The sequence below is a fragment of the Mesorhizobium terrae genome (assembly GCF_008727715.1).
GTDB classification, from domain to species: Bacteria; Pseudomonadota; Alphaproteobacteria; order Rhizobiales; family Rhizobiaceae; genus Mesorhizobium; species Mesorhizobium terrae.
Genome location: NZ_CP044218.1, coordinates 5,022,527 through 5,045,990 on the forward strand (window position 1 = coordinate 5,022,527; position 23,464 = coordinate 5,045,990).

23 protein-coding genes are annotated in these 23,464 nt (G+C 63.0%); 4 read left to right on the forward strand and 19 right to left on the reverse strand.

The window, feature by feature from the left end; genetic code table 11:
- From rpmC to rpsL, 14 genes are all read right to left on the reverse strand, one after another.
- On the reverse strand, positions 1 to 201 hold the full coding sequence (gene rpmC / locus FZF13_RS25310) for a 50S ribosomal protein L29 (RefSeq protein ID WP_024924766.1): 201 nt from the start codon (positions 199 to 201) through the stop codon (positions 1 to 3).
- Between the two features lie 15 nt (positions 202 to 216).
- The gene (gene rplP / locus FZF13_RS25315) at positions 217 to 630 is read right to left on the reverse strand and encodes a 50S ribosomal protein L16 (RefSeq protein ID WP_024924765.1); all 414 of its coding nucleotides are present in this window, start codon (positions 628 to 630) and stop codon (positions 217 to 219) included.
- A gap of 27 nt (positions 631 to 657) precedes the next feature.
- Entirely contained in the window at positions 658 to 1,380 is a 723-nt protein-coding gene (gene rpsC / locus FZF13_RS25320; protein WP_024924764.1) for a 30S ribosomal protein S3, read from the reverse strand.
- A complete protein-coding gene (gene rplV, locus FZF13_RS25325) occupies positions 1,380 to 1,769 on the reverse strand; it encodes a 50S ribosomal protein L22 (RefSeq protein ID WP_024924763.1) in 390 nt (129 codons plus the stop codon). Before rplV ends, rpsC begins: the two co-directional genes overlap by 1 nt.
- Before the next feature lie 2 nt (positions 1,770 to 1,771).
- On the reverse strand, positions 1,772 to 2,050 hold the full coding sequence (gene rpsS / locus FZF13_RS25330; RefSeq protein WP_024924762.1) for a 30S ribosomal protein S19: 279 nt from the start codon (positions 2,048 to 2,050) through the stop codon (positions 1,772 to 1,774).
- 16 nt (positions 2,051 to 2,066) lie between these two features.
- Positions 2,067 to 2,900 (reverse strand): 50S ribosomal protein L2, encoded by an 834-nt coding sequence (gene rplB, locus FZF13_RS25335; RefSeq protein WP_024924761.1) that lies wholly within the window; start codon positions 2,898 to 2,900, stop codon positions 2,067 to 2,069.
- 23 nt (positions 2,901 to 2,923) lie between these two features.
- A complete protein-coding gene (locus tag FZF13_RS25340; protein ID WP_024924760.1) occupies positions 2,924 to 3,217 on the reverse strand; it encodes a 50S ribosomal protein L23 in 294 nt (97 codons plus the stop codon).
- Positions 3,214 to 3,834: a 50S ribosomal protein L4 gene (rplD, locus tag FZF13_RS25345; protein ID WP_024924759.1), complete on the reverse strand. Its 621-nt coding sequence runs from the start codon at positions 3,832 to 3,834 to the stop codon at positions 3,214 to 3,216. The genes FZF13_RS25340 and rplD overlap by 4 nt, the downstream gene beginning before the upstream one ends.
- Entirely contained in the window at positions 3,834 to 4,544 is a 711-nt protein-coding gene (gene rplC / locus FZF13_RS25350; protein ID WP_024924758.1) for a 50S ribosomal protein L3, read from the reverse strand. Before rplC ends, rplD begins: the two co-directional genes overlap by 1 nt.
- A 59-nt stretch (positions 4,545 to 4,603) precedes the next feature.
- Complete coding sequence (gene rpsJ, locus FZF13_RS25355) at positions 4,604 to 4,912, reverse strand: 30S ribosomal protein S10 (RefSeq protein WP_006205468.1); 309 nt, start codon at positions 4,910 to 4,912, stop codon at positions 4,604 to 4,606.
- A 65-nt stretch (positions 4,913 to 4,977) separates the two neighbouring features.
- Entirely contained in the window at positions 4,978 to 6,153 is a 1,176-nt protein-coding gene (gene tuf / locus FZF13_RS25360; RefSeq protein WP_065998099.1) for an elongation factor Tu, read from the reverse strand.
- A 67-nt stretch (positions 6,154 to 6,220) separates the two neighbouring features.
- On the reverse strand, positions 6,221 to 8,311 hold the full coding sequence (gene fusA / locus FZF13_RS25365; protein WP_024927097.1) for an elongation factor G: 2,091 nt from the start codon (positions 8,309 to 8,311) through the stop codon (positions 6,221 to 6,223).
- Positions 8,312 to 8,341: 30 nt separating this feature from the next.
- Positions 8,342 to 8,812, reverse strand: coding sequence for a 30S ribosomal protein S7 (rpsG, locus tag FZF13_RS25370; RefSeq protein WP_024927096.1), 471 nt, complete (start codon positions 8,810 to 8,812; stop codon positions 8,342 to 8,344).
- Between the two features lie 63 nt (positions 8,813 to 8,875).
- Positions 8,876 to 9,247 (reverse strand): 30S ribosomal protein S12, encoded by a 372-nt coding sequence (gene rpsL, locus FZF13_RS25375; protein WP_024927095.1) that lies wholly within the window; start codon positions 9,245 to 9,247, stop codon positions 8,876 to 8,878.
- 478 nt (positions 9,248 to 9,725) lie between these two features.
- Between rpsL and FZF13_RS25380 the strand changes: the two genes are divergently transcribed.
- The 4 genes from FZF13_RS25380 (at position 9,726) to FZF13_RS25395 (ending at position 12,750) form a co-directional block, all read left to right on the forward strand.
- On the forward strand, positions 9,726 to 10,010 hold the full coding sequence (locus tag FZF13_RS25380) for a hypothetical protein (RefSeq protein ID WP_024927094.1): 285 nt from the start codon (positions 9,726 to 9,728) through the stop codon (positions 10,008 to 10,010).
- 13 nt (positions 10,011 to 10,023) lie between these two features.
- On the forward strand, positions 10,024 to 11,136 hold the full coding sequence (locus FZF13_RS25385; RefSeq protein WP_036255131.1) for a PLP-dependent cysteine synthase family protein: 1,113 nt from the start codon (positions 10,024 to 10,026) through the stop codon (positions 11,134 to 11,136).
- Positions 11,133 to 12,065 carry a Gfo/Idh/MocA family protein gene (locus FZF13_RS25390; protein WP_036255134.1) on the forward strand — a complete coding sequence of 311 codons (933 nt, stop codon included), beginning with the start codon at positions 11,133 to 11,135 and terminating at the stop codon, positions 12,063 to 12,065. The genes FZF13_RS25385 and FZF13_RS25390 overlap by 4 nt, the downstream gene beginning before the upstream one ends.
- 142 nt (positions 12,066 to 12,207) lie before the next feature.
- Complete coding sequence (locus tag FZF13_RS25395; protein ID WP_024927092.1) at positions 12,208 to 12,750, forward strand: phosphatase PAP2 family protein; 543 nt, start codon at positions 12,208 to 12,210, stop codon at positions 12,748 to 12,750.
- A gap of 32 nt (positions 12,751 to 12,782) precedes the next feature.
- On the opposite strand, the gene FZF13_RS25400 is transcribed toward FZF13_RS25395, so the two are convergent.
- From FZF13_RS25400 to rpoB, 5 genes are all read right to left on the reverse strand, one after another.
- A complete protein-coding gene (locus tag FZF13_RS25400) occupies positions 12,783 to 13,322 on the reverse strand; it encodes a methylated-DNA--[protein]-cysteine S-methyltransferase (RefSeq protein ID WP_024927091.1) in 540 nt (179 codons plus the stop codon).
- A 112-nt stretch (positions 13,323 to 13,434) separates the two neighbouring features.
- Positions 13,435 to 14,163 (reverse strand): 2OG-Fe(II) oxygenase, encoded by a 729-nt coding sequence (locus FZF13_RS25405; RefSeq protein WP_137900511.1) that lies wholly within the window; start codon positions 14,161 to 14,163, stop codon positions 13,435 to 13,437.
- 124 nt (positions 14,164 to 14,287) lie between these two features.
- On the reverse strand, positions 14,288 to 14,746 hold the full coding sequence (locus FZF13_RS25410) for a hypothetical protein (RefSeq protein ID WP_244431352.1): 459 nt from the start codon (positions 14,744 to 14,746) through the stop codon (positions 14,288 to 14,290).
- Between the two features lie 169 nt (positions 14,747 to 14,915).
- Positions 14,916 to 19,112 (reverse strand): DNA-directed RNA polymerase subunit beta', encoded by a 4,197-nt coding sequence (gene rpoC / locus FZF13_RS25415; RefSeq protein WP_024927088.1) that lies wholly within the window; start codon positions 19,110 to 19,112, stop codon positions 14,916 to 14,918.
- 129 nt (positions 19,113 to 19,241) lie between these two features.
- Positions 19,242 to 23,378: a DNA-directed RNA polymerase subunit beta gene (gene rpoB, locus FZF13_RS25420; protein ID WP_024927087.1), complete on the reverse strand. Its 4,137-nt coding sequence runs from the start codon at positions 23,376 to 23,378 to the stop codon at positions 19,242 to 19,244.
- Positions 23,379 to 23,464 lie beyond the last annotated feature (86 nt).

Sequence of the window (23,464 nt, forward strand, 5' to 3'; positions counted from 1 at the left end):
TTAAGCCTTCTTGCCGGCCGATTTCTCGGCGGCGATGGTCTTGATGCGGGCGATGTCCTTGCGGACTTCCTTCACACGCGCGGTCTTTTCGAGCTGGCCCGTCGCCTTCTGGAAGCGCAGGTTGAACTGCTCCTTCTTCAGCGCGGCAAGATCGGTGTCGAGTTCATCGACGGTCTTCATTCTGATATCGGCGGCTTTCATCGCAACAGCCCTTTCTTATTCAGCGATGCGCTGTACGAAGCGCGTCTTGACCGAGAGCTTGGCTGCACCGAGGCGCAGGGCCTCGCGAGCGATTTCTTCCGACACGCCGTCGATCTCAAACATGACGCGACCCGGCTTGACGCGGCAAGCCCAGTAGTCGACCGCGCCCTTACCCTTACCCATGCGGACTTCGGTCGGCTTCGAGGTGACCGGAACGTCCGGGAACACGCGGATCCACACCCGGCCGGCGCGCTTCATCTCGCGGGTGATCGCGCGGCGGGCCGCCTCGATCTCACGCGCGGTGACGCGGTTCGGCTCCAGCGCCTTCAGACCGAAGCCGCCGAAATCCAGGTTGGTGCCGCCCTTCGCGGTGCCGTGGATGCGGCCCTTGAACTGCTTACGGAACTTTGTGCGCTTTGGCTGCAGCATCGTTCTAACTCCAAATTCCTATGCCAATCAGGCGTTTTCGCGACGACGGCTGCGCTCGGAGCGCTCACCGCCCTGCGAATGATCGCCTTCGGTGGCACGACGTTCCGAGGCCATCGGGTCGTGCTCGAGAATCTCGCCCTTGAACACCCACACCTTGACGCCGCAGATGCCATAGGCGGTCTGGGCTTCGGCGGTGCCGTAGTCGACATCGGCGCGCAGCGTATGCAGCGGCACGCGGCCTTCACGGTACCATTCCATGCGAGCGATTTCGGCGCCGCCGAGACGGCCCGAGCAGTTGATGCGGATGCCTTCGGCACCGAGACGCATGGCCGACTGCACGGCGCGCTTCATGGCGCGACGGAAGGCGATGCGGCGCTCGAGCTGCTGGGCGATCGACTGCGCGACCAGCGTCGCGTCGATTTCCGGCTTGCGCACTTCAACGATGTTGAGGTGCGTTTCGGACTGCGTCATCTCGGTCAGCTTCTTGCGGAGCTTCTCGATGTCGGCGCCCTTCTTGCCGATGATCAGGCCAGGGCGCGCGGCGTGGATGGTGACGCGGCACTTCTTGTGCGGACGCTCGATGACGATCTTCGAGATCGCGGCCTGCTTGAGTTCCTTCTCAAGATACTCGCGGATCTTGAGGTCCTCGTGCAGCAGCTTGCCGTATTCGCCGGTGTTCGCGTACCAACGCGAGTCCCAGGTGCGGTTGATGCCGAGACGGAGACCGATCGGATTGATTTTCTGGCCCATTATGCGGCCTCCCCTTTCTCTTCAACCTCACGAACGACGATCGTGAGATGCGAAAACGGCTTCTCGATGCGGCTGGCGCGACCACGGCCACGAGCGTGGAAACGCTTCATGACGATCGACTTGCCGACATAGGCCTCGGCCACGATCAGGGCGTCGACGTCGAGGTCGTGGTTGTTTTCCGCATTGGCGATCGCCGATTCCAGCGTCTTCTTGACGGTTCCCGAAATGCGCTTGCGCGAGAATTCCAGGTCGTTGAGCGCTGTAGCAACCTTCTTGCCGCGGATCATCGCAGCAACCAGGTTCAGCTTCTGCGGGCTGACGCGGATCGTGCGCAGAACGGCACGTGCCTCGTTGTCAGCAAGCCTGCGCGGAGCTTTGGCCTTGCCCATCGTTATTTCCTCTTCGCCTTCTTATCCGCGCCGTGACCGTAATAGGTCCGGGTCGGAGCGAATTCACCGAACTTGTGGCCGACCATGTCCTCGTTCACCGAGACCGGGACGTGCTTCTGGCCGTTGTAGACACCGAAGGTGAGGCCGACAAACTGCGGCAGGATGGTGGAGCGGCGGCTCCACATCTTGATCACCTCACTGCGACCACCTTCACGAACCTTGTCCACCTTCTTGAGAAGGTAGCCGTCGATGAAGGGGCCTTTCCAAACCGAACGAGTCACTTGGCGTTACCTCTTCTTAGCTCTTGCGCTGATGGCGCGAGCGCACGATGAATTTATCGGTCGCCTTGTTGGACCGCGTCTTCTTGCCCTTGGTGGGCTTGCCCCACGGGGTAACCGGATGACGGCCACCCGAGGTGCGGCCTTCACCACCGCCGTGCGGATGGTCGACCGGGTTCATGGCAACGCCGCGGTTGTGCGGGCGCTTGCCACGCCACACGGTGCGGCCGGCCTTGCCGTCGTTGATGTTGCCGTGGTCGGGGTTCGACACGGCGCCGACGGTGGCAAGGCACGAGCCATGCACGATGCGCTGCTCGCCCGAGTTGAGGCGCAGGATCGCCATGCCCTGGTCACGACCGACGAGCTGGGCATAGGCGCCAGCCGAACGGGCGACCTGGCCGCCCTTGCCGGGCTTCAGCTCGATGTTGTGGACGATGGTGCCCACCGGCATCGACGAAAGCGGCATCGCATTGCCGGGCTTCACATCGACCGCTTCGCCGGCCACGATCTTGTCTCCGGCCTGCAGACGCTGCGGGGCGATGATGTAGTTCAGCTCGCCGTCCTCATACTTGATGAGAGCGATGAAGGCGGTGCGGTTCGGGTCGTATTCCAGACGCTCGACCGTGCCGACCACGTCGAACTTGCGACGCTTGAAGTCGATGATGCGGTACGAACGCTTGTGACCGCCGCCGATGAAGCGGGCCGTGATGCGACCGTAGTTGTTGCGGCCGCCCGACTTGGTCAGACCTTCGGTCAGGCCCTTGACGGGCTTGCCCTTGTAGAGGCCCGAGCGGTCGACGATGACCAGCTGGCGGGTGCTCGGCGTTACCGGGTTAAATTTCTTCAGTGCCATTGTCGTTGTCCTCGCGGCCTAGCTCAGAGACCCGTCGCGACGTCGATCGACTGGCCATCGGCCAGCGTCACAACTGCTCGCTTGACGTCGCCCTGGCGGCCGATCGTGCCGCGGAAGCGCTTCACCTTGCCCTTGCGGACGAGCGTGTTCACAGCCATCACCTTCACGCCGAACAGCGCTTCGACGGCTGCCTTGATCTCCGGCTTCGACGCCTTCTTGGCGACGTTGAAGACCACCTGGTTCTGCTCGGACGCCATGGTCGACTTTTCGGTGATCGCCGGCGAGACGATCACATCGTAATGACGAAGGTCGGTCATTTGAAGCGCTCCTCGAGAGCCTCGACGGCGGCCTTGGAAAGGACCAGCGTGCCGCGGCGCAGAATGTCGTAGACGTTGATGCCCTGGATCGGCAGTACGTCGATGTTCGGAATGTTGGCAGCGGCCCGCTTGAAGCCCTGGTCGAGCTCGGCACCGCCGATGAACAGGGCATTGGTCAGGCCGAGCGTCGCGAAATTCGCGACCAGCGCCTTGGTCTTGGCTTCAGCCAGCTTCAGCTCGTCGACCACGATGATCGAGGAAGCCTTGGCCTTGGCCGACAGCGCATGCTTGAGGCCGAGCGCACGGACCTTCTTGGGAAGGTCATGCTCATGGCTGCGGGCAACCGGGCCGTGGGCCTTGCCGCCGCCGCGGAACTGCGGAGCGCGAGCCGAATGGTGACGGGCGCGGCCCGTACCCTTCTGCTTGTACATCTTGGCGCCGGTGCGGGCGATGTCCGCGCGGCCCTTCGCCTGATGCGTGCCCTGCTGCTTCTTGGCGAGCTGCCAGCGCACGACGCGCTGCAGGATGTCTTCGCGCGGCTCCAGGCCGAAGATCTCTTCCGAGAGCTTCACCTTGCCGGCGTCCTTGCCGCCGAGGGTGGTGATCTTGAGGTCCATTATTCCGCTCCCTCAGTGGCCGGAGCCTGTTTGGTGGCCGCCCGGATCGCTGCCGGCTTCGGCGCGTTGGCAGGCAGCGCCGACTTGACGGCGTCGCGAACCAGGATCCAGGCACCCTTGGTGCCGGGAACCGCGCCGCGGATCAGGATCAGACCGCGATCGGCGTCGGTCGAAACGACCTCGACGTTCTGGGTGGTGACGCGCGTGTCGCCCAGGTGGCCGGCCATCTTCTTGCCCTTGAACACCTTGCCGGGGTCCTGGCGCTGACCGGTCGAACCGTGCACGCGGTGCGACAGCGAGTTACCGTGGGTGGCACGGCCGCCGCCGAAATGGTGACGCTTGATAACGCCCTGGAAGCCCTTACCGGTCGAAGTGCCCGTCACGTCGACCTTCTGGCCGGCGACGAAATGCTCGACCGTGATCTCGGCGCCGACGTCGAGCATGTTGTCGGCGGAGACGCGGAATTCCGCGACCTTCGACTTCGGCTCCACGGAGGCGGCAGCGAAGTGGCCGCGCAGGGCCTTCGACGTGTTCTTCACCTTGGCAAGGCCAACGCCGAGCTGGACGGCGGTGTAGCCGTTCTTCTCCTGCGTGCGCTGAGCCACGACCTGGCAGCTCTCCATGCGGAGAACGGTAACGGGGACATGCTCGCCGGCATCGTTGTAGATGCGGGTCATTCCCACCTTCTGTGCAATTACACCTGAACGCATAGGTTCATCTTCCTTCAGAGGAGCTGGCCGGGTTTCCCCACCGGCTCATGTTTCAGCTCTTAGAGCTTGATTTCGACGTCCACGCCGGCGGCCAGATCGAGCTTCATCAGCGCATCGACCGTCTGCGGGGTCGGGTCCACGATGTCGAGAAGGCGCTTGTGAGTGCGCATTTCGAACTGCTCGCGGCTCTTCTTGTCGACGTGCGGCGAGCGGTTGACCGTGAACTTCTCGATCCTGGTCGGCAGCGGGATCGGGCCGCGGACATTGGCGCCGGTGCGCTTGGCCGTGGAAACGATTTCCCGCGTCGAGGCGTCGAGCACGCGGTGATCGAACGCTTTAAGTCGGATGCGGATATTCTGTCCGTTCATGCGTCTATTCCTTGTTCTGGCGCGGCGCGGGCGTATCCGCGCCCGCGACAGATCTCTTGTTCTTCTTACTCGACGATGGAAGCGACGATGCCGGCGCCGACGGTGCGGCCGCCTTCACGGATAGCGAAGCGCAGCTTCTCTTCCATGGCGATCGGCACGATCAGCTCGACGTCAACGGTGATGTTGTCGCCAGGCATAACCATCTCCGTACCAGCCGGCAGCGTCACGATGCCGGTCACGTCCGTCGTGCGGAAGTAGAACTGCGGACGGTAGTTGGTGAAGAACGGCGTATGACGGCCGCCCTCTTCCTTGGTCAGGATGTAGGCTTCTGCCTTGAACTTCTTGTGCGGCTTCACGGTGCCGGGCTTGGCCAGAACCTGGCCGCGCTCGACGCCTTCACGGTCAACGCCGCGCAGCAGCGCGCCGATGTTGTCGCCGGCCTGGCCCTGGTCGAGCAGCTTGCGGAACATCTCGACGCCCGTGCAGGTCGTCTTCGAGGTCGGACGGATGCCGACGATTTCCAGCTCCTCGCCAACCTTGACGATGCCGCGCTCGACGCGACCGGTCACGACCGTGCCGCGGCCCGAGATCGAGAACACGTCCTCGATCGGCATCAGGAACGGCTTGTCGATCGGACGCTCAGGCGTCGGGATGTAGGCGTCGACCTCTTCCATCAGCTTGCGAACCGCGTTCTCGCCGATCTCCTTGTTGCTGTCCTCGAGAGCAGCCAGAGCCGAACCCTTGACGATCGGAATGTCGTCGCCCGGGAACTCGTACTTCGACAGAAGCTCGCGCACTTCCAGCTCGACCAGCTCGAGAAGCTCGGCGTCGTCGACCTGGTCGACCTTGTTCAGGAACACAACGATCGCCGGAACGCCGACCTGACGGGCGAGCAGGATGTGCTCGCGGGTCTGCGGCATCGGGCCGTCGGCGGCCGAAACGACCAGGATCGCGCCGTCCATCTGGGCAGCGCCGGTGATCATGTTCTTCACATAGTCGGCGTGGCCGGGGCAGTCGACGTGGGCGTAGTGGCGGGCCGGCGTCTCGTATTCGACGTGCGCCGTCGAGATCGTGATGCCGCGCGCCTTCTCTTCCGGAGCCGCGTCAATCTGGTCGTACGGGCGGTATTCGCCAAAATACTTCGTGATCGCCGCCGTCAGCGACGTCTTGCCATGGTCAACGTGACCAATCGTGCCAATGTTCACATGAGGCTTCGTACGCTCGAATTTACCTTTTGCCATGTGAGGTCTCCATTTCCTGCCTGCCCGTGAGGGCGTTGAACCTAGTTACGGACGCAATTCCAAGGAATTACGCGTACTTCTTCTGAACTTCCTGGGCGACCGCGGTCGGCACCGGCTCGTAGTGGTCGAACTGCATCGTGTACTGGGCGCGGCCCTGCGACATCGAACGCAGCGAGTCGACGTACTTGAACATGTTGGCCAGCGGCACCATGGCGTTGACGACGACGGCGACACCACGGGTCTCCTGACCCTGGATCTGGCCGCGGCGGCTGTTCAGGTCGCCGATGACGTTGCCGACGTAGTCTTCCGGCGTGACGACCTCGACCTTCATGATCGGCTCGAGCAGCTGGACGCCGAGCTTCGGAGCAGCTTCCCTGAAAGCGGCGCGCGAGGCGATTTCGAAGGCCAGGACCGAGGAGTCGACGTCGTGGAAGGCGCCGTCGATGAGCGTCGCCTTGACGCCGATCATCGGGAAGCCAGCGAACGGGCCGGACGACATGACCGAACCGATGCCCTTCTCGACGCCGGGGATGTATTCCTTCGGAACCGAACCGCCGACGATCTTGGACTCGAATACGTATTCTTCGCCTTCCGGGTTCGGCTCGAACACCAGCTTGACGCGGGCGAACTGGCCGGTACCACCGGTCTGCTTCTTGTGGGTGTAGTCCTGCTCGTGAGTACGGGTGATCGTCTCGCGATAGGCAACCTGCGGAGCGCCGACATTGGCCTCGACCTTGAACTCGCGGCGCATGCGGTCGACGATGATGTCGAGGTGAAGTTCACCCATGCCGGCGATGATGGTCTGGCCGCTTTCCTCGTCGGTCTTGACGCGGAAGGACGGATCTTCAGCAGCCAGACGATGCAGCGCGAGGCCCATCTTTTCCTGGTCGCCCTTGGTCTTCGGCTCGATGGCGATCTGGATGACCGGATCCGGGAACTCCATGCGCTCAAGGATCACCGGGTGCAGCGGGTCGCACAGCGTGTCGCCGGTGGTGGTTTCCTTGAGGCCAGCCAGAGCGACGATGTCGCCGGCGAAAGCCTCGTCGATGTCGGCGCGCGAGTTTGCGTGCATCTGCAGCATGCGACCGATGCGCTCCTTCTTGCCCTTCACGGTGTTGTCGAGCGACACACCCTTGGAGAGCTTGCCCGAATAGATGCGGGCGAAGGTGAGCGAACCGACGAACGGATCGTTCATGATCTTGAAGGCGAGCATGGACAGCGGCTCGTTGTCGTCCGCGTGACGCTCAATTTCCTTCTCGGTCTTGGCGTCGATGCCCTTGATGGCCGGCACGTCGATCGGCGACGGCAGGTATTCGACAACGGCGTCGAGCAGCGGCTGCACACCCTTGTTCTTGAAGGCCGAGCCACAGAACATCGGGAAGAACTTGACGGCGATGGTGCCCTTGCGGATGAGCGCGCGGATCTCGTCGTTGGTCGGCTGCTTGCCTTCGAGATAGTTGTTCATCGCGTCGTCGTCCATTTCGACGGCGGCTTCGATCATCTTCTCGCGGAACTGCTCAGCCTTCTCCTTAAGGTCGGCCGGGATCTCGACGACATCCCAGGCAGCGCCCAGGGATTCATCGCGCCAGACCAATGCGTTCATCTCGACCAGGTCGACGACGCCCTTGAACTCGGTCTCCGCGCCGATCGGCAGCTGCATGACGACAGCCTGCGCGCCGAGGCGCGAGCCGATCATCTCGTAGGAGCGGTAGAAGTCGGCGCCGATCTTGTCCATCTTGTTACAGAAGATCATGCGCGGCACGTGGTACTTGTCGGCCTGGCGCCAGACCGTCTCGGTCTGCGGCTCGACACCGGCGTTGGCGTCGAGCAGCGCGATGGCGCCGTCGAGCACGCGCAGCGAACGCTCGACTTCGATGGTGAAGTCGACGTGGCCGGGGGTGTCGATGATGTTGAAGCGGCGCAGCTTGCCGTCACGGCCCTTCCAGAAGGTCGTGGTCGCGGCCGACGTGATGGTGATGCCGCGTTCCTGCTCCTGCTCCATCCAGTCCATGGTGGCAGCGCCGTCGTGGACTTCGCCGATCTTGTGCGACTTGCCCGTGTAATACAGGACGCGCTCAGTCGTCGTCGTCTTGCCGGCGTCGATGTGCGCCATGATACCGAAATTACGGTAGTCTTCGATTTTATATTCGCGGGCCATGATAGATGCCTCTCAGTCTCTCGCCACGCCTTACCAGCGGTAGTGCGCGAAGGCGCGGTTGGCTTCAGCCATCTTGTGGGTGTCTTCACGCTTCTTGACGGCGGTGCCGCGATTGTTCGCAGCATCCATCAACTCGCCCGACAGGCGGTCGACCATGGTCGTCTCGTTGCGGTTGCGGGCAGCGGTGATCAGCCAGCGGATGGCGAGCGCCTGACGGCGCTCCGGACGAACGTCGACCGGAACCTGGTAGGTAGCACCACCGACGCGGCGCGAACGCACTTCGACGTGCGGAGCGACGTTGTCGAGCGCCTGATGGAAGACGCCGATCGGCTCCTGCTTGGTCTTGGCCTGCACCTGGTCGAGCGCGCTGTAGACGATGGTCTCGGCGATCGACTTCTTGCCGTCATACATGACGGCGTTCATGAACTTGGTGACGACCAGATCGCCGAACTTCGGGTCCGGATTGATCTCACGCTTATCTGCACTGTGACGACGGGACATGGTTCTTGTCTCTCAATCTCGCAGGCCCGACGCACAAACAAAAAGCGCCGAAGCCGGAAAACCTTACTTCGGACGCTTGGCGCCGTACTTCGAACGGCGCTGCTTGCGGTTCTTGACGCCCTGGGTGTCGAGCACGCCACGAATGACGTGGTAGCGCACACCCGGCAGATCCTTGACGCGACCGCCGCGGATCATGACCACGGAGTGCTCCTGAAGGTTATGGCCTTCACCCGGGATGTAGCCGATCACCTCGAAACCGTTGGTCAGGCGAATCTTCGCAACCTTACGCAGAGCCGAGTTCGGCTTCTTCGGCGTGGTGGTGTAGACGCGCGTGCAGACGCCCCGCTTCTGCGGGTTCTGCTGCATTGCAGGGACCTTGTTTCGCGTTGCCGGCACCTGGCGCGGCTTGCGGATCAGCTGGTTTACGGTAGGCATTAAACCTTCCTTCTAGTTCTCAATCTCGTGTCGCAAACCCGTTCAGGGCCGTTTCAAGCGGTTTCCATACGCAAATTCGGGCCGAAACCGCACGCTTACGGTCTTGCCCGAACAATAAGCAGAGGAAGCGGAAGCCGCTTCATGCACGCCGGAAATGTCGTTTCGCTCGTAAAACGAACCCTGTTTGAGGCAAACTCCAAGGCGCGACGCCTCGGAAAAGCTGACCTCACATCGGTTCAGACTGGGCGGCTTCTACTCGCAACACGGCAAACCGTCAACCCCGCAGCCCTACAAATTCCGCCTTTGCCGGGGCGCGGCAGCCATGCATGCAGCGCATGTAATATTCTTGCGCCTTTTTGGGCGCGCGAGGAAGAAAGTGACCCACTTGCGACTGTCGCCTTGACCGGCTTCGTGCAAAAACAGGCAAAAGCGCCGCTTGAGACGCCTATCCCAAAGGAATCAGCCCTTGCAAGACCCGATAAACGACAATGACGAACCGCGTCCGGTCATCATCATCACCGGCAGGGTCTGGAAAAAGAAAGGCGGCAAGTCGGAAGGCGTCCACGTCATGCTGATCGCGCCCGACGATGATTCTGCCGTGCGGCGTGCATTGGAATCACTCGCCGCCGAAGGTTATGCCGAAGCGGAGCTCGACCAGATCGGCGAGATGCAGGGCGAGCCCGACGACGAACCGCATATCTCCGCCTATCAGGGCGCGCTCGAAGGCGAAGTCTCGATCGTCACCTTCGACGAGCCGATCTGAGCGGACGCCGGCGATGGGAGGCAAGCAGGGTCACAAGACGATGTCACGGGATTGGGCGGATCGCGCCATCGCGGCGATCGAGGCGGACCAGCATCGCTCGGCCGATACCCATCTGTGGAAGCTCGACGTACCCGCCCTGCCCGGCATCGACCTTTATCTGAAGGATGAATCCACGCATCCGACCGGCAGCCTGAAGCACCGGCTGGCGCGCTCGCTTTTTCTCTATGCCCTGTGCAACGGCCTGATCCGCGAAGGCACCGCCGTGGTCGAGGCCTCTTCCGGCTCCACCGCCGTTTCGGAAGCCTATTTCGCGCGCATGATCGGCACGCCCTTCTACGCGGTGATGCCGCGCTCGACCTCGCGCGAGAAGATCGCCGCCATCGAGCATTATGGCGGTAACTGCCACTTCATCGACGACGGCCGGCGCATCTACGCCGAATCGGCGGAACTCGCCGAACGGCTCGGCGGCTACTTCATGGACCAGTTCACCCATGCCGAACGCGCCACGGACTGGCGCGGCAACAACAACATCGCCGAATCGATCTTCCAGCAGATGCGCGAGGAGCGCTTCCCGGTGCCTTCCTGGGTGGTGATGGGCGCCGGCACCGGCGGCACATCTGCCACCATCGGCCGCTACATCCGCTATAAGCGCCATGCGACGAGGCTGTCGGTCGCCGACGTCGAATATTCCGCCTTCTTCGAAGGCTACTCGACACACGATACCGCCTGTTCCTGCGAGCGACCGTCGCGCATCGAGGGCATCGGCCGGCCGCGCGTCGAGCCGTCCTTCGTGCCGGGTGTCATCGACCATATGCTGCGCATACCCGACGCGGTGTCGATCGCGGCCAAGCGTGTTTTGTCGCGCCGGCTTGGACGCCGCGTCGGCGGCTCGACCGGCACCAATTTCGCGGCCATGTGCTTTCACGCCGCCCGCATGATCGCGGCGAAGCAAAGCGGTTCGGTGGTGACGCTGATCTGCGATTCGGGCGAGCGTTACGCCAACACCTATTATTCCGACGACTGGCTGATGGCGAACGCCATCGACCCCTCGCCTTTCGAGCCGGCGATCGAGCGTTTCCTGGCCGGCGGCCCATTCGAACTCAAACTGGAAGAAAGCTGGCGATGACCAAAGCGCAGCCCATCAACATCGCCATTGTCGGCGTCGGCAAGATCGCCCGGGATCAGCATCTGCCGGCCCTGGCAAAAGACGGCGACTACAAGCTCGTCGCCGCTGCCAGCCGGCATGGGAAGGTGGACGGCGTTCCCAATTTCGAGAGCATCGAGGCGCTTCTGGCGGCCTCGCCCGAGGTCGAGGCGGTGTCGCTGTGCATGCCGCCGCAGGTTCGCCACGACGCCGCGCGCGCGGCGATCCTGGCCGGCAAGCACGTCTTCCTCGAAAAGCCGCCCGGCGCGACGGTGAGCGAGGTGGAACATCTGAAGGCGCTGGCCGCGGAAAAGGGCGTGACGCTGTTCGCCTCCTGGCATTCGCGTTATGCGCCGGCAGTCGAGGCCGCACGAAGCTTCCTTGCGTCGGCGAGGATCAAATCAGCCGCCATCAACTGGAAGGAAGACGTGCGGCGCTGGCACCCGAACCAGGAATGGATATGGCAGGCCGGCGGCTTCGGCGTCTTCGATCCCGGCATCAACGCGCTTTCCATCGCCACCCATATCCTGCCGCCGATGTTCATCACCGAGGCGACGCTCGATTTCCCCGAGAACCGAGACGCGCCGATCGCCGCCCAGGTTTCGTTCCGGACCAGCGAAGGCACCCCGGTAGCCGTCGATTTCGACTGGCGCCAGACCGGACCGCAAAGCTGGGACATCCTGGCGGAGACCGACAAGGGTTTTATGGTGCTGTCCGGCGGCGGCACCAGGCTCGAGGTTGAGGGCAAGGTTCTCAAGGACGAGAAGGAAACCGAATATCCGATGCTCTACCGCCGCTTCGCCAAACTGGTGCACGACCGGACCTCGGATGTCGACCTCGCGCCGCTGCAGCACGTGGCCGACGCCTTCATGCTGGGCAAGCGCAACGTCGTCGAACCGTTCTTCGACTAAGCCTACGAGGCGGGCCTTGGCCGCAAACTCGCCCGAATCCATTGCTTGATGGCTGCGCCCCGATTTTTCGGGGCTGCGATTTTCAGCAGGCTACCGGAACGGCGACCTTCGCCGCGGTGTGCGCTGGCAAGGGGGGACTGGCATGGACCAGGCTATTACGGGATGGATCAACGGACCGGCGGGCGAAAACGCCATGCTGGACGCGGTGATGCTGGCGCTGACCGAATTCGGCGTGCCGGCGCTGATCCTATTGGTCGTGTTGCAATGGTGGCGCAGCGGCGAGCGGCAACATGCCCGCCATACCGCCGTCGTCGCCGGCCTCGCCTTCCTGATCGGGCTCGGCGTCAACCAGCTCATCCTGCTCTTCCTGCACCGCATGCGCCCCTATGATGCCGGCGTCAGCCACCTGATCATCAGCCCGAGCGCCGACTGGTCCTTCCCCTCGGACCATGCAACCGCATCCTTCGCCATCGCGGCGAGCTTCCTGATGAGCCGGCTGAAGCGGCTGGGCGCCGTCTTCCTCGCCATCGCTACCGCAGTCTGCATTTCGCGGGTCTATGTCGGCACCCACTATATCAGCGATGTCGCGGGCGGTGCCGTGACCGGCATTGCCGCAGCCGTTGTCGTCGGCCTGCTCTATCGGGAAGGTACGAGGCTCGACCGCGCGGTAACGAGCATTCTGTAGCCAAGCGGCCATTCGCTCGAACCTGTTTCAATCTACGATGCAGCGTGGCGCGCCTCATGGTCGATGAGCCAGCGTTTGCGCTCCAGGCCGCCGCCATAGTTGGTAAGGTCGCCATTCGCGCCAACCAGGCGATGACAGGGAACGACGATCGACATCGGGTTCGAACCGTTGGCATGGCCGACGGCGCGGGCCGCCTGCGGGCGGCCAAGCCGCAGCGCGAAAGCGCCATAGGCCAGCGTTTCCCCCGGCCGGATGTCGCGCAAGGCCGTCCACATCGCGTTCTGGAACGGCGTGCCGTCGAGCCGAACGGGCAAGTCCCGAAGCGAGCCGACCCCACCGTCGAAATAGGCCGCGAAGGCCTCGCGCGTGCGTCTGGAGACGGTGCCTGCCCTCAGCGCAAAACGGCCCGACGCCAGCCGGTGATGCAGCCAGCGCTCCATGCGGTCGTCGCAATCGGCGAATTCGACCATGAACAGTGCGTCCGTCTCGTCCTCGATCACGACGAGCGCTCCGATCGGCGTGGCGACCGATGCCGAGGTCAGCGTGCTTTGAACCTTGTTCCCGCGCGTCATCGCACGATCTCCCCAATGGCTGGTCCGAACCGGCGGCAGCTTAATGGCTCCGTGCTCGTATTGATGTCAGGAGCGTCGGGAAGATCACAGGAAAAGAAGCCCGTCATGTCGTTCAGCGGGCATCATGGAAGATGATGCCGACCGTGTGGCGATGCCCTGAACGGACGCGGCTGACGCCGTGGCGCAGGTTGACGCGATAGTTGCCTTTCGTACCCTGCACCGGCCGGTTGTGTACGGCAAACGCCACGGCATCGCCGCGCCTGAGCGGCACCACTTCGGCGCGGCTTTGCATGCGCGGGCGCTGTTCGGTCAGCACGAACTCGCCGCCGGTGAAATCTCGGCCGGGCTCCGACAGAAGGACCGCCACCTGGATGGGAAAAGCCAGATCGCCATAGAGGTCCTGATGCAGGCAATTGAAGTCGCCGGGCTGATATTGCAGCAGAAGCGGCGTCGGCCGCGTCTGTCCGGCGCCGCGGCAAAGATCGAGATAGTCGGCATGCGCGGCGGGATAATGCTGGTCGATGCCCATGCGTGCATTCCAGGCATTGGCGACCACCGACAGGCGCGGGTAGAGCGCCGAACGCAGGCCGCCGATCAGATCCGGCAGCGGATATCTGAAATAGCGGTATTCGCCCTTGCCGAAGCCGTGGCGAGCCATGACGACGTGGCTGCGGAAATGCTCTTCGTACGGGTAAAGCCGAGCGATCTCGGCGCATTCGTCGCCCAACAACAGCCCTTCGAGCACGGCGCAGCCATAGCTGTCGAGCTCGGCGCCGATGGCTGTCCAGTCGTAACCGGCGACACGGTTTTCGGCGGAAATCCTGGGCATGTGTTCAGGCATTTTGACGGTGGCCTCCATGGCGGGTTCCTCGGGCGGCGCCGACGGCTCACCGAGCCGAAACGCGCATCATGGGGCCGAGGCTACCCAGTGCCTGTCGCCACCGCATTCCGTTTCTTGCGTTGTTTCAGCAATCGCCGGCGCGCAGCGATTTCGACAGGCGGGCGACGATGGGATCGAACGCCTTCTGCGCGGCCTTGTCGTATTCGAGACGGAAATAGGCCGCCGCGCCGTCGCAGACCGGGATCGCCCGTTCGAAGAAGATGCGGCCGTCCTTTGAGCCCGACCAGACCGCCCATTTGGCTTTGTGCCGTTCATAGGTGACGGACCAGCCGTCCGCCTGCTCCTGCCCGACGCGCCACTTCACCTCGTTCGGGAAATCGCGGTCGCTCAGATAGCCACCCCAGACCGCAAGTTCCGCTTGCCCATCCGGCGATTTCGCGGTGCCGCCATCGCCGTTTTCGGCCTCCTCGATCGCGGAGAAGCCCGGCGGCACGTCGATCCAGTAATTGTAGCGGGCATTGCCGTAGGGCGTCCAAGCAGCCGCCAAAGCCGGCAATATCGCGGCAAAAACAGCGCAGATCATGCTGAACGCGAATGCGGTGCATCTCATGGCGGCCCCACACGACTGTTGACCGCCGATCAATAACCAAGATGAGGCTTGAACACCACGGTCTGGCGCACTGGCCAGCCGCACACCGCCAAAAAAGAAAAAGGGGCCGAAAGGCCCCTTTTCCGTGTCGTTTTACCGTCGCTTACTGCGCGGCGGTGACCATTTCGGTCAGCATCGGTTCTGCCACTTCCGCGCCGGACGTCTTGCGACGCTCGTCGAGGATAAGCTCGTCGCGATGCGTCGCAATGCGACGGATCTGGCTCATCTGGCCACCGGTACCGGCCGGGATCAGACGGCCGACGATGACGTTTTCCTTCAGGCCCTGCAGCATGTCGGTCTTGCCGGCAACGGCAGCTTCCGTCAGCACGCGGGTCGTCTCCTGGAAGGAGGCGGCCGAGATGAAGGACGGCGTCTGCAGCGAGGCCTTGGTGATGCCGAGCAGCACCGGCTGGCCGGCCGCAGGCTTCTTGCCTTCCTCAATCAAACGCTCGTTGATCTCGTCCAGCTCGATCACGTCGACATGGTCACCCGGGATGTAGGTCGAGTCGCCCTGCTCGGTGATTTCCACCTTCTGCAGCATCTGACGAACGATCACCTCGATGTGCTTGTCGTTGATCGTCACGCCCTGCAACCGGTAGACTTCCTGGATCTCGTTGACGAGGTAGGAAGCCAGAGCCTCCACGCCCTTGATCGCCAGAATGTCGTGCGGCGCCGGATTGCCGTCGAGGATGTAGTCGCCCTTCTCGATGACGTCGCCGTCCTGGAGATGGAACGGCTTGCCCTTCGGGATCAGGTATTCGACCGGCTCCAGCGTCGAGTCATGCGGCTCGATGATGATGCGGCGCTTGTTCTTGTAGTCGCGGCCGAAGCGGACCGTACCATCGATCTCGGCGATGATGGCGTGATCCTTCGGACGACGAGCCTCGAACAGTTCGGCCACGCGCGGCAGACCACCGGTGATGTCCTTGGTCTTGGCGCTTTCCATCGGAATACGGGCAAGCACGTCGCCCGGCTTCACATGTGCACCCGGCTCGACCGAGAGGATCGCCTCGACCGAGAGCAGGAAGCGGGCGTCGCCGCCCTTCGACAGCTTGCCGACCTTGCCCTTGGCGTCCTGAACGACCATCGCCGGCTTGAGGTCCGAACCGCGCGGCGTCGACCGCCAGTCGATGACCTCGCGCTTGGTGATGCCGGTCGACTCGTCGGCGGTTTCCTGAACGGAAATGCCGTCGACCAGATCCTCGAACGCCACGCGACCCTCGATTTCGGTGAGGATCGGACGGGTGTAGGGGTCCCACTCGGCGATGCGCTGGCCGCGCTTCACCTTGTCGCCATCGTCCACGAAGATACGCGAACCATAGGTGACGCGGTGCGTGGCGCGTTCCTTGCCGGTCTCGTCGAGGATCAGGATCGCCATGTTGCGGCCCATCACGACGAGGTTGCCGTCGGAGTTGCGAACCACGGCGCGGTTGCGCACCGACACCGTGCCTTCATAGGACGCCTCGAGATAGGAGGAGTCCACCACCTGGGCGGTACCGCCCATGTGGAAGGTACGCATGGTGAGCTGCGTGCCCGGCTCGCCGATCGACTGCGCGGCGATGACGCCGACAGCTTCGCCCTGGTTGACCGGAGTACCGCGTGCCAGATCGCGACCATAGCAGACCGCGCAGACGCCGGTGCGGACGTCGCAGGTCAGCGCCGAGCGGATGCGGACCGACTGCACGCCGGCCTTTTCGATCAGCTCGACATCGCGTTCGTCCATCAGCGTGCCGGCCTTGACCAGCGTATCGCCGGTGACCGGGTGGTTGATGTCGTCCAGGGCCGTACGGCCGAGAACGCGCTGGCCGATCGAGGCGACGATCTGGCCGGCATCGACGATCGGCTGCATGGTGAGGCCCTTGTCGGTGCCGCAATCAACCGAGTTGACGATGCAGTCCTGCGCCACGTCGACCAGACGACGGGTCAGATAACCCGAGTTCGCGGTCTTCAGAGCGGTGTCGGCCAGACCCTTACGGGCGCCGTGCGTGGAGTTGAAGTACTCCAGAACGGTGAGGCCTTCCTTGAAGTTCGAGATGATCGGCGTCTCGATGATTTCACCCGACGGCTTCGCCATCAGGCCGCGCATGCCGGCGAGCTGACGCATCTGGGTGGGCGAACCACGCGCACCCGAATGCGACATCATGTAGATCGAGTTCATCGGCTTTTGACGGCCGTTGGCGTCGAACTCGACCGCCTTGATGCGGCCCATCATTTCGTCGGCGACCTTTTCCGAGCACTTGGCCCAGGCGTCGACGACCTTGTTGTACTTCTCGCCCTGGGTGATCAGGCCGTCATTGTACTGCTGCTCGTATTCCTTGGCCAAAGCCTCGGTCTCGGCGACCAGCTTCTCCTTGGTGTCCGGGATCAGCATGTCGTCCTTGCCGAACGAGATGCCGGCGCGGCAGGCATGGGCGAAACCGAGCGCCATGATGCGATCGCAGAAGATGACCGTCTCTTTCTGACCGCAGTGGCGGTAGACGGTGTCGATCATCTTGGAGATGTTCTTCTTGGTCATCTCCTGGTTGGCGGTCTCGAACGGCACGTTGACGTTCTTCGGCAGAAGTTCGCCGAGGATCATGCGGCCGGGCGTGGTGTCATAGATCTTCGACACGACATTGCCTGCCGCATCGACGGTCCTGAAACGGCCCTTGATCTTGGCGTGCAGGGTGACGGCCTTGGTCTCCAGCGCATGCTGCAATTCGCCCATGTCGGCGAACGCCATGCCCTGCCCCGGATCGTTCTCGTTGACGATCGAGAGGTAATACAGACCCAGAACCATGTCCTGCGACGGCACGATGATCGGCGCGCCGGAGGCCGGGTGCAGGATGTTATTGGTCGACATCATCAGCACGCGGGCTTCGAGCTGCGCTTCCAGCGACAGCGGAACGTGGACCGCCATCTGGTCGCCGTCGAAGTCGGCGTTGAAGGCCGTGCAGACCAGCGGATGCAGCTGGATCGCCTTGCCTTCGATCAGGGTCGGCTCGAACGCCTGGATGCCCAAGCGGTGCAGCGTCGGTGCGCGGTTGAGCAGCACCGGATGCTCGCGGATGACCTCGTCCAGGATATCCCAGACTTCCGGACGCTCCTTCTCGACCAGCTTCTTCGCCTGCTTGACGGTCGAGGAGTAACCCTTGGCGTCGAGGCGGGCGTAGATGAAGGGCTTGAACAGCTCCAGCGCCATCTTCTTCGGCAGGCCGCACTGGTGCAGCTTCAGCTCCGGACCGGTCACGATGACCGAACGGCCGGAATAGTCGACGCGCTTGCCGAGCAGGTTCTGGCGGAAGCGGCCCTGCTTGCCCTTCAGCATGTCGGACAGCGACTTCAGCGGACGCTTGTTGGCGCCGGTGATGACGCGGCCGCGGCGGCCGTTGTCGAACAGTGCGTCGACGGCTTCCTGCAGCATGCGCTTTTCGTTGCGCACGATGATGCCGGGCGCGCGCAGCTCGATCAGGCGCTTCAGACGGTTGTTACGGTTGATGACGCGGCGATAGAGATCGTTCAGATCCGACGTCGCGAAGCGGCCGCCATCCAGCGGAACCAGCGGGCGCAGATCCGGCGGAATGACCGGGACGACCTTCATGATCATCCATTCCGGACGATTGCCGGATTCCATGAAGTTCTCGACCACCTTGAGGCGCTTGAGATACTTCTTCTGCTTCAGTTCCGACGTGGTCGAAGCAAGCTCGGAGCGCAGGTCGCCCGCGATCTTTTCCAGGTCCATGCCGGCCAGAAGGTCATGAATGGCCTCGGCGCCGATCATGGCGGTGAACGAGTCCTCGCCATATTCGTCGACGGCCATCATGTACTCTTCCTCGCTGAGCAGCTGGTGCTCCTTCAGCGCGGTGAGGCCGGGTTCGGTGACGATGTAGTTCTCGAAGTAGAGAACGCGCTCGATGTCCTTAAGGGTCATGTCGAGCAGCGTGCCGATGCGCGACGGCAGCGACTTCAGGAACCAGATGTGGGCAACCGGAGCGGCGAGCTCGATGTGACCCATGCGCTCGCGGCGCACGCGCGACAGCGTGACTTCGACGCCGCACTTTTCGCAGATGACGCCCTTGTACTTCATGCGCTTGTACTTGCCGCACAGGCACTCGTAGTCCTTGATCGGACCGAAGATGCGCGCGCAGAACAGACCGTCGCGCTCGGGCTTGAAGGTACGGTAGTTGATCGTCTCCGGCTTCTTGATCTCGCCGAACGACCAGGACAGAATCTTGTCAGGCGACGCCAGCGAAATCCGGATGGAATCGAACACCTGCGCAGGCGCCTGCGGGTTGAAGAGATTCATGACCTCTTGGTTCATGCCATTCTCCTTTTCGGGGTCCTCGAAAACCCCTTTGCATGTGACTGCGAGCCACCGCTCGCGAAGGCCGGCGTGAGCCGGAAAATCCGTGGCAGGCGCCGATGAACTCCGCGCCTGCTTTGTGCCGTGTTACTCGGCCGCGTCCGGCAGGCTCTGCGGGCCGGCGTCGACCTTGGTATTTTCAAGCTCGACGTTGAGGCCCAGCGAGCGCATTTCCTTGACGAGAACGTTGAAGCTCTCCGGAATACCCGCCTCGAACGTGTCGTCGCCGCGCACGATCGCTTCGTAGACCTTGGTGCGGCCGGCGACGTCGTCCGACTTCACCGTCAGCATTTCCTGCAGGGTGTAGGCGGCGCCGTAGGCTTCCAGCGCCCAGACCTCCATTTCGCCGAAGCGCTGACCGCCGAACTGCGCCTTACCGCCCAGCGGCTGCTGGGTGACGAGCGAGTACGGGCCGATCGAACGGGCGTGGATCTTGTCGTCGACCAGGTGGTGAAGCTTGAGCATGTAGATGTAGCCCATGGTCACCTTGCGGTCGAACGGCTCACCGGTACGGCCATCATACAACTGAGACTGACCGGAAGTGTGCAGGCCAGCCTGCTCCAGCATCTCGTTGATGTTGACCTCATGCGCGCCGTCGAACACCGGGGTCGCGATGGAGACGCCGCGCTTCATCTGCTCGCCGAGGCGAACGATGGACTCGTCGTCATACTCGCGGACCGGCTCGTTGCGGTCGTTGGCCGGGATGATCTGCTCGATCGTCTGGCGCAGCGGCTTGATGTCGCCACCACCCTTATAGGCTTCGATCAGCTCGCCGATCTTCCTGCCCATGCCGGCGCAAGCCCAGCCCAGATGCGTTTCAAGGATCTGGCCGACGTTCATGCGCGAAGGCACGCCCAGCGGGTTGAGCACGATATCGGCATGCGTGCCGTCCTCGAGGAACGGCATGTCCTCGACCGGAACGATGCGCGACACGACACCCTTGTTGCCGTGACGGCCGGCCATCTTGTCGCCCGGCTGCATCTTGCGCTTCACCGCCACGAAGACCTTGACCATCTTCATGACGCCCGGAGGCATTTCGTCGCCGCGCTGCACCTTCTCGACCTTGTCCATGAAGCGCTGCTCGAGCGCCTTCTTGGAATCGTCGTACTGGCCGCGCAGAGCTTCGAGCTCGCCCTGGAGCTTCTCGTTCTCGACGGCGAACTGCCACCACTGCGAACGCGGATAGTCGTCCAGCGTCTCCTTGGCCAGCGTCGTGCCCTTCTTGAAGCCCTTCGGCCCGGCGATAGCCTCCTTGCCGATCAGCACGTCGGAGAGACGGGCATAGACGTTGCGGTCGAGGATGGCCTGCTCGTCGTCGCGGTCCTTGGCGAGGCGTTCGATCTCCTCGCGCTCGATCGCCATGGCGCGCTCGTCCTTCTCGACGCCGTGGCGATTGAAGACGCGCACTTCGACCACCGTGCCGAAGGTGCCCGGAGGCATGCGCATGGAGGTGTCGCGGACGTCGGAAGCCTTTTCACCAAAGATGGCGCGCAGAAGCTTCTCTTCCGGCGTCATCGGGCTTTCGCCCTTCGGCGTGATCTTGCCGACTAGGATGTCGCCCGGCTGCACTTCCGCGCCGATATAGACGATGCCGGCTTCGTCGAGGTTCTTCAGCGCTTCTTCCGAGACGTTCGGAATGTCGCGCGTGATTTCTTCCGGCCCGAGCTTGGTATCGCGCGCCATGACCTCGAACTCCTCGATGTGGATCGAGGTGAAGACGTCGTCGGCGACGATGCGTTCGGACAGGAGGATGGAATCCTCGTAGTTGTAGCCGTTCCACGGCATGAACGCGACGAGCACGTTGCGGCCGAGCGCCAGATCGCCGAGATCGGTCGACGGACCGTCGGCGATGATGTCGCCCTTCTCGATGCGGTCGCCCACCTTCACCAGCGGACGTTGGTTGATGCAGGTCGACTGGTTCGAGCGCTGGAACTTCATCAGGCGGTAGATGTCGACGCCGGACTTGCCCGGATCGAGATCCTCGGTAGCGCGGATAACGATACGGGTCGCGTCCACCTGGTCGACGATGCCGGTGCGGCGGGCGCCGATGGCGGCGCCCGAGTCACGGGCGACGATCGGCTCCATGCCGGTGCCGACGAACGGAGCCTCGGCGCGCACCAGCGGCACGGCCTGACGCTGCATGTTCGAGCCCATCAGAGCGCGGTTGGCGTCGTCGTTTTCCAGGAACGGGATCAGCGCTGCTGCGACCGACACCATCTGCTTGGGCGAAACGTCCATCAGGTCGACGTTTTCGCGCGGCGCCATCATCACTTCGCCGGCGTTACGGCAGATGACGAATTCGTCGACGAAACCACCGTCCTTGTCGAGCTCGGCGTTGGCCTGGGCAACGTAGTGCTTGGCCTCTTCCATAGCCGACAGATAGACAACCTCGTCGGTCAGCTTGCCGTCGACGATCTTGCGGTACGGGCTCTCGATGAAACCGTACTTGTTGACGCGCGCGAAGGTGGCCAGCGAGTTGATCAGACCGATATTCGGGCCTTCCGGCGTTTCGATCGGGCAGATGCGGCCGTAATGCGTCGGGTGCACGTCGCGCACCTCGAAGCCGGCGCGCTCGCGGGTCAGACCGCCCGGTCCAAGCGCCGACAGGCGACGCTTGTGGGTGATCTCCGACAGCGGGTTGGTCTGGTCCATGAACTGCGAGAGCTGCGAGGAACCGAAGAACTCGCGCACGGCGGCAGCCGCCGGCTTGGCGTTGATCAGATCCTGCGGCATCACCGTGTCGATCTCGATCGAGGACATGCGTTCCTTGATCGCGCGCTCCATGCGGAGCAGACCGACGCGGTACTGGTTCTCCATCAATTCACCGACCGAACGGACGCGGCGGTTGCCGAGATTGTCGATGTCGTCGATCTCGCCCTTGCCGTCGCGCAGTTCGACCAGCGTCTTGACCACGGCCAGAATGTCAGCCTTGCGCAGCACGCGCACGGTATCCTCGGCGTCGAGTTCCAGACGCATGTTCATCTTGACGCGGCCGACGGCCGACAGGTCGTAACGCTCGCTGTCGAAGAACAGCGAGTTGAACATGGCTTCAGCCGTTTCCAGCGTCGGCGGCTCGCCCGGACGCATGACGCGGTAGATATCGAACAGCGCGTCCTGCCGGCTTTCGTTCTTGTCGACGGCCAGCGTGTTGCGGATGTAACCACCGACATTGATATGGTCGATGTCGAGGATCTGAATTTCCTGCTCGCCGGTGCCCAGAAGCACCTTCAGCGTCTTCTCGTCCAGCTCGTCGCCGGCTTCGAGGAAGATTTCGCCGGTGCCGTAGTTGACGATGTCCTCGGCCAGATAGCTGCCGAGCAGATCCTCGTCGGTCGCCTTGATCGCCTTCAGGCCCTTGTCGGCCAGCTGGCGCGCCTGACGGGCGGTGATCTTCTTGCCCTGCTCAACAACAATCTCACCGGTATCGGCGTCAACCAGATCGTTGACGGCCTTCAGGCCGCGGAAACGGTCCACGCTGAAGGGGATGCGCCAATGGTCGCCGGTCCGCTTGTAGGTGATCTTGTTGTAGAAGGTCGACAGGATCTCCTCGCCGTCCATGCCGAGCGCCATCAACAGCGACGACACGGGGATCTTGCGGCGACGGTCGATACGGGCGTGCACGACGTCCTTGGAATCGAACTCGATGTCGAGCCACGAACCGCGATAGGGGATGACGCGCGCGGCAAACAGAAGCTTGCCCGACGAGTGCGACTTGCCCTTGTCGTGGTCGAAGAAGACGCCCGGCGAGCGGTGCATCTGCGAGACGATGACGCGCTCGGTGCCGTTGACGATGAAGGTGCCGTTCATGGTCATGAGCGGCATGTCGCCCATATAAACGTCCTGCTCCTTGATGTCCTTGATGGACTTGGAGCCGGTATCCTCGTCGATATCGAACACGATCAGGCGCAGCGTCACCTTCAGCGGCGCGGCATAGGTCAGGTCGCGCTGACGGCATTCGTCAACGTCGAACTTCGGTGCCTCGAACTCGTATTTGACGAATTCCAGCATCGAAGAGCCGGAAAAGTCGGAAATCGGGAAGACCGACTTGAAAACGGCCTGCAGCCCCTCGTCCGGACGGCCGCCTTCGGGCTCGTCCACCATCAGGAACTGGTCATAAGATGCCTTCTGAACCTCGATCAGGTTCGGCATCTCCGCAACTTCCGGGATCTTTCCGAAGAACTTGCGTACGCGTCTGCGGCCATTGAAAGTCTGGGTCTGGGCCATCGTCGCTCCTTGGCTAGCTCTCTTGGGGCAGGCTTTCGCCTCGACCTGCCTTGCAATTCTCGACCGCTTCCGCCAGCGGCCCATCG

What these genes read in the sequence shown, in the direction of transcription:
- rpmC (WP_024924766.1), bottom strand. Translation starts at nt 201, where the DNA reads ATGAAAGCCGCCGATATCAGAATGAAGACCGTCGATGAACTCGACACC.
- rplP (WP_024924765.1), bottom strand. Translation starts at nt 630, where the DNA reads ATGCTGCAGCCAAAGCGCACAAAGTTCCGTAAGCAGTTCAAGGGCCGC.
- rpsC (WP_024924764.1), bottom strand. Translation starts at nt 1,380, where the DNA reads ATGGGCCAGAAAATCAATCCGATCGGTCTCCGTCTCGGCATCAACCGC.
- rplV (WP_024924763.1), bottom strand. Translation starts at nt 1,769, where the DNA reads ATGGGCAAGGCCAAAGCTCCGCGCAGGCTTGCTGACAACGAGGCACGT.
- rplB (WP_024924761.1), bottom strand. Translation starts at nt 2,900, where the DNA reads ATGGCACTGAAGAAATTTAACCCGGTAACGCCGAGCACCCGCCAGCTG.
- FZF13_RS25340 (WP_024924760.1), bottom strand. Translation starts at nt 3,217, where the DNA reads ATGACCGACCTTCGTCATTACGATGTGATCGTCTCGCCGGCGATCACC.
- rplD (WP_024924759.1), bottom strand. Translation starts at nt 3,834, where the DNA reads ATGGACCTCAAGATCACCACCCTCGGCGGCAAGGACGCCGGCAAGGTG.
- rplC (WP_024924758.1), bottom strand. Translation starts at nt 4,544, where the DNA reads ATGCGTTCAGGTGTAATTGCACAGAAGGTGGGAATGACCCGCATCTAC.
- rpsJ (WP_006205468.1), bottom strand. Translation starts at nt 4,912, where the DNA reads ATGAACGGACAGAATATCCGCATCCGACTTAAAGCGTTCGATCACCGC.
- tuf (WP_065998099.1), bottom strand. Translation starts at nt 6,153, where the DNA reads ATGGCAAAAGGTAAATTCGAGCGTACGAAGCCTCATGTGAACATTGGC.
- fusA (WP_024927097.1), bottom strand. Translation starts at nt 8,311, where the DNA reads ATGGCCCGCGAATATAAAATCGAAGACTACCGTAATTTCGGTATCATG.
- rpsG (WP_024927096.1), bottom strand. Translation starts at nt 8,812, where the DNA reads ATGTCCCGTCGTCACAGTGCAGATAAGCGTGAGATCAATCCGGACCCG.
- rpsL (WP_024927095.1), bottom strand. Translation starts at nt 9,247, where the DNA reads ATGCCTACCGTAAACCAGCTGATCCGCAAGCCGCGCCAGGTGCCGGCA.
- FZF13_RS25385 (WP_036255131.1), top strand. Translation starts at nt 10,024, where the DNA reads ATGGGAGGCAAGCAGGGTCACAAGACGATGTCACGGGATTGGGCGGAT.
- FZF13_RS25390 (WP_036255134.1), top strand. Translation starts at nt 11,133, where the DNA reads ATGACCAAAGCGCAGCCCATCAACATCGCCATTGTCGGCGTCGGCAAG.
- FZF13_RS25395 (WP_024927092.1), top strand. Translation starts at nt 12,208, where the DNA reads ATGGACCAGGCTATTACGGGATGGATCAACGGACCGGCGGGCGAAAAC.
- FZF13_RS25400 (WP_024927091.1), bottom strand. Translation starts at nt 13,322, where the DNA reads ATGACGCGCGGGAACAAGGTTCAAAGCACGCTGACCTCGGCATCGGTC.
- FZF13_RS25405 (WP_137900511.1), bottom strand. Translation starts at nt 14,163, where the DNA reads ATGCCTGAACACATGCCCAGGATTTCCGCCGAAAACCGTGTCGCCGGT.
- FZF13_RS25410 (WP_244431352.1), bottom strand. Translation starts at nt 14,746, where the DNA reads ATGATCTGCGCTGTTTTTGCCGCGATATTGCCGGCTTTGGCGGCTGCT.
- rpoC (WP_024927088.1), bottom strand. Translation starts at nt 19,112, where the DNA reads ATGAACCAAGAGGTCATGAATCTCTTCAACCCGCAGGCGCCTGCGCAG.
- rpoB (WP_024927087.1), bottom strand. Translation starts at nt 23,378, where the DNA reads ATGGCCCAGACCCAGACTTTCAATGGCCGCAGACGCGTACGCAAGTTC.